Annotated in this window: 12 protein-coding genes; all 12 read right to left on the bottom strand. The window is 42.5% G+C overall.

What is annotated here, in order from left to right; translation table 11 throughout:
* Positions 1–8 precede the first annotated feature (8 nt).
* The 12 genes from ACTW1R_RS12095 to rsmH all read right to left on the bottom strand — a co-directional run bounded on the left by ACTW1R_RS12095 (position 9) and on the right by rsmH (position 12,518).
* A complete protein-coding gene (locus tag ACTW1R_RS12095) occupies positions 9–272 on the bottom strand; it encodes a YggT family protein (protein ID WP_005228822.1) in 264 nt (87 codons plus the stop codon).
* Between the two features lie 26 nt (positions 273–298).
* Positions 299–952, bottom strand: coding sequence for a cell division protein SepF (locus tag ACTW1R_RS12100; RefSeq protein ID WP_010749764.1), 654 nt, complete (start codon positions 950–952; stop codon positions 299–301).
* Positions 953–968: 16 nt separating this feature from the next.
* On the bottom strand, positions 969–1,640 hold the full coding sequence (locus ACTW1R_RS12105) for a YggS family pyridoxal phosphate-dependent enzyme (protein ID WP_074536072.1): 672 nt from the start codon (positions 1,638–1,640) through the stop codon (positions 969–971).
* A 12-nt stretch (positions 1,641–1,652) separates the two neighbouring features.
* Positions 1,653–2,897: a cell division protein FtsZ gene (ftsZ, locus tag ACTW1R_RS12110; protein ID WP_005228816.1), complete on the bottom strand. Its 1,245-nt coding sequence runs from the start codon at positions 2,895–2,897 to the stop codon at positions 1,653–1,655.
* A gap of 31 nt (positions 2,898–2,928) precedes the next feature.
* Entirely contained in the window at positions 2,929–4,251 is a 1,323-nt protein-coding gene (gene ftsA / locus ACTW1R_RS12115; RefSeq protein ID WP_005228814.1) for a cell division protein FtsA, read from the bottom strand.
* Between the two features lie 153 nt (positions 4,252–4,404).
* Entirely contained in the window at positions 4,405–5,388 is a 984-nt protein-coding gene (locus ACTW1R_RS12120) for a cell division protein FtsQ/DivIB (RefSeq protein ID WP_081116377.1), read from the bottom strand.
* An 86-nt stretch (positions 5,389–5,474) separates the two neighbouring features.
* Positions 5,475–6,569 carry an undecaprenyldiphospho-muramoylpentapeptide beta-N-acetylglucosaminyltransferase gene (murG, locus tag ACTW1R_RS12125; RefSeq protein ID WP_010749767.1) on the bottom strand — a complete coding sequence of 365 codons (1,095 nt, stop codon included), beginning with the start codon at positions 6,567–6,569 and terminating at the stop codon, positions 5,475–5,477.
* Between the two features lie 15 nt (positions 6,570–6,584).
* Positions 6,585–7,943: a UDP-N-acetylmuramoyl-L-alanine--D-glutamate ligase gene (murD, locus tag ACTW1R_RS12130; protein ID WP_271812944.1), complete on the bottom strand. Its 1,359-nt coding sequence runs from the start codon at positions 7,941–7,943 to the stop codon at positions 6,585–6,587.
* 12 nt (positions 7,944–7,955) lie between these two features.
* On the bottom strand, positions 7,956–8,918 hold the full coding sequence (mraY, locus tag ACTW1R_RS12135; protein WP_271812945.1) for a phospho-N-acetylmuramoyl-pentapeptide-transferase: 963 nt from the start codon (positions 8,916–8,918) through the stop codon (positions 7,956–7,958).
* A gap of 19 nt (positions 8,919–8,937) precedes the next feature.
* Positions 8,938–11,133: a penicillin-binding transpeptidase domain-containing protein gene (locus tag ACTW1R_RS12140; protein ID WP_121260844.1), complete on the bottom strand. Its 2,196-nt coding sequence runs from the start codon at positions 11,131–11,133 to the stop codon at positions 8,938–8,940.
* Positions 11,134–11,553 carry a cell division protein FtsL gene (ftsL, locus tag ACTW1R_RS12145; RefSeq protein WP_005228796.1) on the bottom strand — a complete coding sequence of 140 codons (420 nt, stop codon included), beginning with the start codon at positions 11,551–11,553 and terminating at the stop codon, positions 11,134–11,136.
* 5 nt (positions 11,554–11,558) lie between these two features.
* Positions 11,559–12,518 (bottom strand): 16S rRNA (cytosine(1402)-N(4))-methyltransferase RsmH, encoded by a 960-nt coding sequence (gene rsmH / locus ACTW1R_RS12150; protein WP_005228794.1) that lies wholly within the window; start codon positions 12,516–12,518, stop codon positions 11,559–11,561.
* Between the last annotated feature and the right edge of the window lie 11 nt (positions 12,519–12,529).

Here is a 12,529-nt window from a genome sequence, read left to right on the forward strand (position 1 = left end):
CCCTTACGTTAAAATAAAATTGATTGTAAGATCAATATCAATGCTTGTGATGCTAGCTGTAAGACGATAATTGCAAACGCAATCGTAAAATCAATACCAGCAAAACTTAATTTCAATCGATCAAATAAACTCAAATACGGTTCACACACTTTTGCTAAGAAACGGCCAAAAGCGGATTGATACCCTCCTGGAAACCAAGACAAAAGTGCATAGATCACTAATAAAATGGTATACAGATAAACAGCATCACTTAGTAATTTAACGAATCTCAAAAATAAAATTGGCGTTCCTCCTCACTTTAGATATCAAAAAAATTGGTATCTGCTAATGTTTGGGCAGTGCCTTCAATTTCCATACCCTTAGGCGTGCAAAGAAAAATTTCATCGCCAACACGCTTGATATCACCATCTTCAGCGTACACTGTTCCTGTTAAAAAATCAACTATTCGACGAGCTTGGTACTCTTCAATTAAATGAAAATTAACAAGTACAGCATCCCCATTGATGACCTGCTTGGCAATCCCCATCGCTTCGGAATAGACGCGTGGCTCTACGATCGTTATTTTACCAGCTGCTTGTGCGGGTGTTTCTTTTGCTTTTGTTTCTTTGACTCTCGTATTGCTTCTTTGTTGTGCCATCGGAACGACTTTTTCTTCCGTCTTCGTCACCGGTCTTACCCGTTCAGCCGCAGCTGAGGCTTGTTGATAGACAGCTGCTTGTGGTTGCTGTCTGTATTGATAGGCTTGATTTTGTGGTTGACTTGTTGTACGTGTTGCCGCTTGGCCAGATGCATACGTATTCGTGGTTGCTCTGGGGGCTGTAAAAGCTCCTCCTTGGTTCACAGCTTGTTTAGACGCTGTGCGTGCCGGTTCTTCCGTGGCAAATGTTTCTTCGTAGTAATCTTCTTCGTCAGTCAATCCAAAAAAATTGGTCAGTTTCTCTTTGAGCGACATCGGTCAACCTCCTTTTTTATTGAAATAATGCTGTTCCTACACGAATAAATGTTGCACCTTCTTGAATCGCAATGGGAAAATCATTACTCATTCCCATACTCGTTTCTAAGCAAGGGGCATGTGTAAGATGCAGGTCAGCGATCTGTTGTTGAATCCTTTTTAATTCTTTAAAAATCTGATGCTGCTCGTCTTTGGAAGCAGTGAGCGGGGCCATCGTCATCAATCCAACAACACGAATTTTGTCGAACGAAGCAAGTGCTTCAATAAAAGCCATTACCTCTTCAACAAAAATCCCTTGTTTCGTTGCTTCCTGCGAAACATTCACTTCCACAAAGCAGTTGATCGGATGCTCTGCTCGTTTTTGAATTTCTTGTGCCAGTTTGATTGAATCTAACGCATGGAAAAAATCAATCTCATTTATAATTGATTTTACCTTTCTGCGTTGCAAATTGCCAATAAAATGCCAACGGACATCTGGATAATCCTTTAGTGCTGCCTTCTTTTCAAGTAGTTTTTCTACTCGATTTTCTGCACAATCCCGCACACCATTTTCTAAAAGGACTCTTGTTGTTTCTGTATCGACGGATTTTGTCACAGCTGTCAAACAGACATCATTGGCATTTCTAGAAACAAGAGCACAGGAATCCTGTATCTCTTGCTGAATCTTGTGCAAGTTCTCAGAAATCATGTGCTCTGCCCCCTAGCGTTTACGACGGAAAAATGGTGGTGTGCTTAATTCGTCGTCATCATTCGAACGTACTTCATCACGGCTGAAGGTATCGAATTCTTTCTTTTCCACATTTTCAAATGTGTTTTCTTCTACTTTAGGTCGTACATTTTGTTCTTTGCGGATATCCCAATCACCAAAGCCATTGCTTTCTTCTGCTTGCGCTGGGCGTGCTTGATCCATATCTAATGTTGGTTTTTGAGGGATAGAATGAATTTGACCTTGGCTTTGTCTGCTAGAGCGAGAACCCCGTTCTTTTTTTGAAGGGTCAATGCCGGTTGCAATGACAGTCACACGGATCTCATCGCCTAAGTCTTCATTGATTGATGTACCTAAGATAATGTTTACGTCGCCTGTTGCCGCATGAGCGACGATATCAGAAGCATCTTGTGCTTCAAATAAAGTCATATCCAATCCGCCAGTGATGTTCAATAGCACTTGTTCTGCGCCATCGATCGACGTTTCTAGTAATGGTGAAGAGATCGCTTTTTTCGTTGCTTCGATTACACGTTCTTCCCCGCTAGCAACACCGATTCCCATCAAGGCTGTGCCTTGATTTTCCATTACTGTTTTCACATCAGCGAAGTCTAAGTTGACATAGCCAGGTGCAGTGATCAAGTCTGAGATCCCTTGAACCCCTTGACGCAAGACATTGTCTGCTTCACGGAATGCTTCAAGCATTGGCGTTTTCTTGTCAACAACTTCTAATAAACGGTTGTTTGAGATGATCAATAAGGTATCGACATTCTCTTTTAATTTAGCGATGCCTTCAGCCGCAAAACGGCCACGTTTTGGTCCTTCAAATGTAAACGGACGAGTAACGACACCGACTGTCAACGCGCCGATTTCTTTAGCGATTTTCGCTACGATCGGTGCAGCACCTGTTCCGGTTCCGCCACCCATACCAGCGGTAATGAAAATCATGTCTGCGCCTTCTAATGATTCGCGAATAGAATCTTCACTTTCTTCCGCTGCTTTTTGACCAACTTCTGGTTGAGAGCCAGCACCAAGTCCGCGGGTATATTTAGGGCCTAATTGAATGACTGTTTCTGCTTTTGAGTTTTTTAACGCTTGAACGTCAGTGTTGGCTGCAATAAATTCTACGCCCTTGACATTTTCTTCGATCATACGATTAACTGCGTTGCCGCCACCGCCACCGACTCCGATGACTTTGATCACAGCGCCGTCATTGATGTTATTATCAATTGAAAATTCCATAATTTATCTTCCTCCTGAGAATCGTTTTAGATTATTCAAAGATATTTGAGAAGAAATCTTTTACTCGGTTTGTGATCGACTCACCTTTTTTCTCTTCTTCTGCTTCTTCATAAGTTTCTTCTGGCGCTTCATATTGTTCGTAATGCACTTCTTGTTGTTGAATAGCAACGGGCTGTTGCGCCACTGTTTTTTCACCAGTGATCGCACTTTTGGCAAGCTGGTACACTTCGCTTAAGTTTGCCGAATAGTCAACGATACTGATCACATTCGTGAAAACAGGATTTCTAAGTCCCATATGATTAGGAACGTAAAGCTTGACGTTTGTTTCGAATACTTCTTGAGCAAGATCTACGACACCAGGAAGACTTGCAGCGCCACCAGTCAAGATCACGCCACCCGGTAAATCAAGTCCATCGATTTCGTCTAGGACTTCTTTTGATTTGGTGAAGATTTGTTCCATACGGGCTTCAATGATTTCTGATAAATAGCGTTCATCGATTTTCACTGGTTCTGATTTTCCGATCACATCAACCGGAAATTCTTCGCTGGCTGAAGTGCGTTCAGGATACGCATCCCCATAATTGATCTTCAATGCTTCTGCATTGTTGAAAGAGGTATTTAAAACCGTCGAAATGTCTTTTGTGACAAATTCGCCGCCCTCTTGGTTCACATGGGTGAATTTCAATTGCTTGTCGTGCATCGCTGCTGTGGTTGTTTGGCCGCCACCAATGTCGATGACGATCGTACCAAAATCTTTTTCACCGTCTGATAAAATCGATTCTGTTAGTGCTAATGGCGTAATGACTACTTCATTTACAATCAAACCAGATTTTTCAACACATTTGCGAATGTTGTGAATGATGGTTTTTGGTCCTGTATACACAACACCAAACATTTCTAGGCGAACCCCGATCATGCCACGAGGATCTTTGATTCCTTCAAAACCATCAACGGTAAATTCCTGCGGTAAAATAGCAATGATCTGTCTTTCAGGAGGGGTAGAACGAACGAGTGCTGCGGAGGCAACATTACGCACGTCTTCGTCGGTGATCTCTTTTGATTCACTATTGACAGCGATCATTCCTTGACAATTTTCCACTTCAAGAAGATTGGCTGGTACACCAACACTTACACTGCGAATTTGAATTCCTGCTTTTTCTTCTGCTTGTCTTACTGCTCTTTGAATGGCTTGTACCGTTTTATCGATATCTACAATGATCCCACGGTTGATTCCTTCTGATTTTGCATTACCTACACCAATGATATTCATTTGGCTGTCAACGTATTCGGCTACTACAACTTTTACAGATGTCGTACCGATATCAAGGCCAACATACATTCCCGTTTTTGCCATGGATGGGGTTCCCTCCTACTTAAATTGGATATATAGCGAACCATCACAGTCCGTTTTTAGAGTTCATTCGAATAATTTGTTCACTGTTACCAATTCTACCATATAATGGCGCTTTTTAGAAACAAGTTAATGAAAAAAACTCTTGAATTTTTCCTAAGAATCACTATCAGCTGTTTGATTTTCGTCTGCATCGTCTTCTTGTGTATTTGAAATTGGGTAAGTAAAGATTCCAACTTCCATATCCACAATACTGTCCTCGGTCAAATCTTTGGCAATTTGCGGATAATACTGCATTTGACTCACCATATTCGAAATGTTGACGATCACTTGATTGCCATCATTCATAAAGAGAGTCAGCAGCTCATCATTGCTGTCACGGGGGGTATATTTGATTTGAGAAACGCCATCGCGAATTTCTGAACTTAATTCTTGATAGGCACTAAGTGTTGCTTTGATTTTATCTTCAGCCGAAAAATTTTCTAAAACCGGCAATCCTTCCACTGGCTGCTCACTGATTTCATCTAACACAACGCCATTTTCTAAAACCGGCGCATAGCCACCATCTTGGGCTAGTAAAGCAACTTCTTGAAATTCAGTGACAGTGATATCGAAGCGATTGATACCAGATAGAGAAATTGAGGCATTTTTTATACGTGGCAATTCTTTTTTGATGGCAGACACGCTTTGATTACGTTCGAAAAATTGCGGCCACATCTCTTCATTGACGGTTAGGTCCGAATTTTCGAGAATTGCTTCTGCGGATACTTCATGATTGCCTTTGACGACCACATTCGCCAAACGACTAAGGGGCGAAACGAAATACAAAACAATCAATAAAGGAATCATCAACAATCCAATAATCAAGGCTAAACGGCGAATCAACACTTGGTTGCGGTACGCCTTTAGGTTAGGCAGCCGATCAGCAAAGGAGCGGGCCTTATTTTCTGGCTCTGGCAATGCTTCCTTCTCATCAACAGACTCTTCCATTGCTTCATCTGCTTCAAAAAATGTTTCTTCTTGCTCGTCTTCATGGTCTTTGGACGTATCTTCTGTTTCTTCAGGAGCAGGAGAAGACCAAGCTGGCTGATTGCCTTTTTCTTGCAAATACTTTAGATTTTCTTTTTGCCAAGGGGTCAACTCTTCCGTTGACGAGGGGGTTTGATCATCATGAGGTGTTTTGTCTTTACTAATGATAATCGCTCCTTTCTATCCCACACATTGTACTATTTGATTACCTCTTGCACAAGTCGAAATAATCGTTCTGAGGCATCGCTGATCCCTTGTTCTTTTGAGGCTTTTGCCATCTTACTACGAAGGGCTTCATCTTGCATGATACTGTCTACTGCTTCCACGAGGTTTTGACTGTTTAGTTCATGATCGGCAATCATTTTGACTGCTCCTGCATTGGCTAAACTTTGGGCGTTCTTCGTTTGGTGGTCATTGGTCACATAAGGACTAGGAATCAAAATCGCTGGAATCCCTAATGCAGTGAATTCTGCGATCGATGTGGCTCCTGCTCGTCCAATCAACAAATCACTATTTGCCATCACTTCCGCCATCTGATCAATGTAAGGGCGAATACTGATATTAGGAAAGGCATCTTTTGACATGCCGATTTTTTCTTCGATCTCTTTGTAATACCGTTCACCTGACGCATAGAGAAGCTGATACTCTTTTTGAGCAAACAGCGGCAGCGCATCAATGATCGCTTGATTGATTTTCAGTGCTCCTTGACTCCCACCAAAAACCAAGACCGTCTTTTTCGCCGGATTTAAATCGTAGGAAGACAAGATCGCTGACTTTTGACTGTTGCGTACTTCTTGACCTCTGGGATTCCCCACCAGCACTGTTTTCTTCGCTGGAAAGTACTGGGACGCATCGTGAAAGGCAATGGCGATTTTATCCACATATTTGGTTAGAAATTTATTCGTGATCCCGGGAACACTATTTTGTTCATGAATAATTGTAGGAATTTTCAACTTCGCTGCAGCAAAGACCACCGCGCCAGAAACGTAGCCGCCGGTGCCGATCACCACATCCGGTTGAAACTCCTTGATGATTTTTTTGGCTGCGTAATAACTTTTCATGAAAAGTTGGATCGTTTTTACATTATCGAAGGACAACTTACGCTTAAAGCCTTGGATTTCTAATGTTTTAAAAGGAATACCTGTTGGAGGGACGATTTTATTTTCCAAGCCCCTTGTTGCACCAATGTATAAAAATTCGGCTGTCGGGTCAATCTCTTTTACATAATCGACAAAAGACAACGCTGGATAAATATGTCCGCCAGTACCGCCGCCAGTCACAAGTATTTTCATATCCGTCACTCATTTCTATTTAAGTTCTGCTACTGCCGCCATAAATTTGTCGCCGCGAACTTCAAAATTAGGGTATTGATCCCAACTTGCATTCGCAGGTGACAATAAAATCGTATCTCCAGCAGCACTTAAAGAAAAGGCTAATGGGACGGCTGTTTCAACATTGTCTGTCATTTCAATTGTTTTTACCCCTGCTGCTTGAGCAGCAACGGCTAATTTTTCCTTTGTTTCACCAAACAACACGATGGCTTTTAGCCCTTTTAGTGCGGGAACTAAGTCATCAAAGCTGTTCCCTCGATCCAGACCACCTGCCAATAAAATCAGTTTCTCATTGTCAAAGCCGCCTAATGCCATTTCTGTGGCTAGAATGTTTGTTGCTTTGGAGTCATTGAAAAATTTCACCTGATTGATGGTGGTGACATACTGAGTCCGATGGGGCACGCCTGTAAAGGTTTGTAACGCTTGCTTAATGGCTTCGTTTGGCATATCGCAAAGTTTACCGACAGCAATCGCTGCTAATGCATTTTCAATATTATGATCTCCTGGCACGCCAAGTTCATCAGCTGCCATAATCACTTCTTCTTTATAATAGAGGATACCGTCAAGCATGTACGCGCCTGCTACTTTTTCCTTGGTGGAAAAAGGAATGATTTGCGCTTTTGATTTTGCCGACAGTGCTTCTAGTTCTGGCTGGTTCCAGTTGATCACCAAATAATCATCTGCAGTCATTCGCTGTTGCAACCGCCACTTTGCTAGGACATACTCTGGACGACTGCCATGGTAATCGATATGGGCTTCATAAATATTGGTGATCACGGCGATTTTTGGTCGCAAAGTATCGATCCCCATCAATTGGAAGCTAGACAATTCCATGACTAATCGGTCTTCCCCTTTGGCCGTTTGAGCAACGGAACTTGCAGGAAACCCAATGTTCCCAGAAAGCAGTGCCTGCCCTTTTTGCATCCCGGCGTTTAAGACATTGGCGATCATGGTCGTTGTGGTGGTTTTTCCGTTCGTACCAGTAATGCCGATAATCGGAGCCTCAGAGATTTGATACGCTAGCTCCACTTCCGTGATTACAGGAATTTTTTTCTCTAAAGCTTTTTGAACAAGGGGCTGTGAATAAGGGATTCCGGGATTTTTCACAACTAACGAAAAGCCTTCATCCAATAATTCGATTGGGTGGCTGCCAGTGATCACTTTGACCCCTAACGCCAAAAGATCTTGTGCTTCGGGATTTTCAGCAAATGGCTTGCCGTCATTAACGGTCACAAGTGCGCCCAAATCATGTAACAATTTGGCCGCACTGAATCCACTACGCGCTAATCCTAGCACAAGAACTTTTTTATTTTGATATGTTTTAATTTTTTTCATTTTCTTCATCTCCTACCATACAAGGGCTATTGTGAGCAACGAGCAACCTAACGCAATACACCAAAAAACAGTGTCGATCTTCCACTCAGACCATCCGCTCATTTCAAAATGATGGTGGATGGGTGACATCTTGAAGATTCGTTTGCCCGTTAATTTGAATGAGGCAACTTGCAGCATCACGCTTGCTGTTTCACAAACATAGACCAGTCCGACAAGCAAGAGGGTCCATTCTTGGTGTAAAAGAATCGAAATTGCTGCCAGCAGACCGCCTAAAGCCAGCGAGCCGACATCCCCCATAAAAATTTTAGCCGGTTTGCGATTGTACGGAAAGAAGCCGATCAATCCGCCAATGATTGCTAGACAAACGATCAATACATCGATTTGATCTTGCCGCCAAGCAATCAGTGCGTAAGTTGAAAAAGAAATCGTGCCCAGTCCTGCGACCAGACCATCGATACCGTCGGTCAAGTTGACTGCATTTGAAAAACCGACCAGCCAAAAGATGATGAACACTCCGTAAAAGATCGACAGTGGCACATCGATCCCAAAGAAATTTAACACGTCTGCATTGCCTTCCGCTCGAAAAACAAAGTAAAAGACGAGTCCGCCTAAAATTTGTCCAATCAATTTTTGCAGCGAGTTTAAGCCCATATTTCTTTTGCGGAAAATCTTGATGAAATCGTCAAGAAATCCTAATGCACCATAAACCAAGGTAATGAACAAAAGAATGAACAATGAAGCAGTCAGTTGATTTTGCCATGCCCCTACCCAAATTGCAGTGATCATTGCAGAAATCAAAAATACAAACCCACCCATCGTTGGTGTACCAGCCTTTACGTTATGCCATTTAGGGCCGTCACCACGTATTTCCTGTCCGTATTTCTTCATTTGAAAATAGCCGATAAACAAAGGCATTGCGGCTGTTACGATCGCAAAGCCGCTTGCCAAAGGTAATATCATCTCTGTCCATTCCATATCGTTCTCTCCTATTATTCTATTCGTTTTCGCTTAGTGTAAACTTGATCGATTGTCCCGATAACTCAGTATAAGGCTCCACGCTCTGTTTGGTACAATAGCCGTCCCCTTCAAAACTGACGTCCACATTCAACAGACTGCCAAATTTGATCAAATCTGCTTTGGACCAGGAGGTCGTATCAGGCATGTAATACTTGTCGCTATCCGTAATCAGCAGTACCCGTCCGCCAGGCATGATCGAAGTGCCGCTGTCAACGGACTGTGCGATGACCTTCTCGCCATCACCGATGACAACAGGGGTCAACCCAGCTTTTTGAACGTCAGTTGCCGCTGATTCTGTATCAAGATTACGATAATCCCCTACAGTCGTTTCACTACCAGAGGTTGTACTATCTTCTAATGCAGAATTTTTTAGATCCATGACTCGTTTCATCAATGGATTGGCAATTTCACCCAACACGGTGCTTTCGTGCTTCTCTGGTAATTTGATCGTCAAATACAAAATATATTCAGGTTCTTCTGAAGGAAACATCAAAACAACAGAATACAGATAATTGGTACCACCAGACAAATACTTACCGGTCGTTGGATCGGCTACTTGGGCTGTCCCCGTTTTTGCGGAAATATTGTAGCCCGGTAGTTCATAGACTCCATAAGCACTTCCGTAATTTTCACTTTCGACAACATCACGCATATATTCCCGTACTTTTGTTGCCGCTTCTTCTGTGATGGGATGGCCAACTTCTTCTGGTTGTGTGACCGTTTCTTCTCCTGTATTGCCATCAACGATTTTACTAATAAATTGTGGTTTCAACATCGTTCCGTTATTTGCCACCGACGTAAAGGCCTGCATCATTTGGAAATTCGTCACACCAATCGCTTGACCAAATGACGTCATCGCTTGGCTGACAGGGTTATCCTCTGGTGTGATCCCAGTATTTTCGTTAGGCAATCCTGAATAGGTACTGCGACCAAAACCAAATTCTTTTAAGTATTGTTGCCAACGATCTGCCATTCGCTGTTCCAAGGTCACCATTCCAATATTACTCGACCATGAAAGTGCTTGGCGCATCGTCAGTGTTCCTTTTTGACCGAAGTCCCAGTCGTTGATGGTTGCATCATAAAGTTTCATTCCATCAGGGCTTGGGGTAAAAGTTTCGTTTTCATTAAAGATCCCTTGATCGATCGCTGCTGCCGTCGTCAAGATCTTCATGGTTGATCCTGGCTCGTAGTTGTCCTCAACTAATAGGTTTTGCCAATCATTGATGGAATCCAAATTTTCTGGATTATAGGTTGGTCGTTGCGCCATCGCCACGATTTCACCCGTTTTTGCATCCATTAAGTTCGCTGTTAAGTTTTCTGGTTTGTTTTCTTTAAAGACACTGTCCATCAGCGTTTCCAAGTAGCTTTGGATCCGACTATCGATGGTCGTATAGACGTCTTTCCCATCCACCGCTGCAACAGTTTCGGCTACGGTTCCTGGCAACGGATTTTGATTGTTGTCTTTTTGATAAACGATCTCGCCATCGGTCCCAGAAAGCACGTCATTGTAGGCAGCTTCTAGCCCGGTTTTCCCAACTAGACCAGTATCGTCATCATTGGCAACAGCATACCCGATAAAGTGAGAAGAAAAGACACCATTCGGATAAAGACGAGCTGGATGACTGTCAAAATGAAAGCCAGCAATCCCTTCTTTTTCCATTGCATCTTCAATCGCATTCTTTTGTTCTAATGTAATATTGTTTCCTTTGCTTCCAAAAGAAACACGCCATAATTGTTGTTCAAGCCCTTCTTCTAATGTATTGACTGCTGTTTCTTGGTCGATGGACAATACATCCGACAAGATTTTGCCCAATTTATTGAAGTTTGCTTTTTCTGCAAAAAGATTCTTTTTGCCATCTTTGTAATTTTGGTTCAAAACAGCGTAAATCGAATACGAGGTCACATCTTCAGCAATTGGAATCCCATTGCGGTCATAGATCGTTCCACGTTTCGCTTTGATGACTTCACTGCCTTCATAAAGATTTTTCGTTTTTTCAGCTAAGGAAGTCCCTGCAACATCTCCGACAATGACGATGTAGCTCAAACGCGTGACAAACAAAAAGAACAATCCAATACTCGTAGCAAAGAGAATAATACCTACTTTTTTGCGATTGTTCGTTGTAGTTTGATTGTTCTTTTTTAAGTATTGCTTGAATTTATCTGTTAACTTCATTTAGTCCACTTTCCTTAAATTGCCGTCATCGATCGACAATCCATTATCCTCAGCAATCTTTTGGATGCGCTCGGTTTTAGAAAGTTCATTTTTCTCTTGTTCCAACTGTTCTGCTTGTGTTGTTTTTTCATTGATATCCGATTGGATCAAAGAAATATCGTGTTCGACTTGACTGATATTGGTTCGAATATTGATGGTCAAGATCGCCAACGTCAATACAGAGATGATCACAAAGGCAGCGATCAGTTTTTCCAGAGTAGAAATGCTTTTTAACCGACGAGCCGGAGATGCTGGTACGCGGATGACCTCAGGACGCTGGGGATCAGTAGGCAGTTTTTCAGTTGTCGGTTCAGAGTGTTCCATAGGTTGTGATTCAAGTGGTTCTCTGAATTCATAGTCATGAACTTTTAGTTCTGCCATAGTTGTTACCCTTCGCTTTCCTTGATTTTTTCCGCGATTCGCAGTTTCGCACTACGAGAACGATTATTTTCAGCTACTTCTTCCTCAGTTGGAAGTAGTGGTTTTCTTGTTATAAGTTTAAGTGTTGGTTGGAATTCTTCTGGTATCATCGGCAAACCTGGCGGCATATCCTTCGGTGTGCTGTATTCCTTGAACATCGATTTCACGATACGATCTTCTAAAGAGTGAAACGTGATGACACTCACACGTCCGTTGACTGCTAAAAGATGAATCGCTTGTTCAAGTGATTCTTCAATCACACCTAGCTCATCATTGACTGCAATGCGAATGGCTTGGAAAACCCGTTTTGCAGGGTGTCCGCCTTTTCTTCTTGCTGGCGCAGGAATGGCTGTTTTGATGATATCGACCAATTCACCCGTTGTTTCAATTGGATGATCTTGTCGCACCCGCTCGATTTCACGAGCGATTTGTTTCGAGAATTTTTCTTCTCCATAACGGAAGAAGATTTTGACTAATTGGTGGTAGTCGAATTGATTGACTACTTCATAGGCAGTCAATGCTGCAGTTTGATCCATCCGCATATCCAGCGGTGCATCTTGGTGGTAGCTAAAGCCGCGTTCGGCTTCATCTAATTGGGGTGAGGAAACACCTAAATCGTACAAAATCCCATCGACTCGGCTCACACCGTGTTGATGCAATGCTTCCTTTAAATAGCGGAAATTACTTTTAATGAACGTAACCATTCCTTTAGCAACATATGGTGCTAAACGTTCTTTCGCATGATCGATAGCAGTTTGGTCTTGATCAAAAGCAAAGAGATGTCCCTCTTCAGACAGTTGCGACAATAAATATTCACTATGACCGGCTCCACCTAATGTACAATCGACATAGACGCCTTCTGGACGAATCTTTAACCCATCAACGGTCTCCTGTAGCATAACGGTGTAGTGTTGAAAATCTGCCATGTGTTTTTTCC

Source organism: Enterococcus sp. R12 (assembly GCF_058135755.1).